General features: G+C 41.5%; 1 protein-coding gene. It reads left to right on the forward strand.

Going from position 1 to position 282, the window contains the following annotated elements; genetic code table 11:
• Positions 1–158 (forward strand): DUF4942 domain-containing protein (locus E0D98_RS26465; protein ID WP_131891631.1); only part of this gene is annotated, 158 nt, incomplete at its 5' end.
• Between the last annotated feature and the right edge of the window lie 124 nt (positions 159–282).

Genomic DNA, 282 nt, shown 5'->3' on the forward strand with positions numbered 1-282 from the left:
TCCAGTCTGTTCAGGGTAAAGAGGACTATGAAGATGAGATGTTCAGCATCAGATACTTTAAGAAGGGCTCCGCGCACATCACGTTCAGGAAACCAGAGCTGGTTGACAGGCTTAATGATATTATTGCTAAGCACTATCCCGGAGCGTTAGCGATATAAAAAGGAATAAAACTCAGGAATAAAACCCACAAAAATACACGTGTTCTGATGACAAAAATCTTGATCTACTTGTTCTCATAAAAACCACCAGAAGGGACCGAGGGTACAAGAGAGGGTACATTTT

Origin of the sequence: Escherichia sp. KCJ4928 (genome assembly GCF_004352695.1) — a bacterium.
Classification (GTDB): Bacteria; Pseudomonadota; Gammaproteobacteria; order Enterobacterales; family Enterobacteriaceae; genus ECMA0423.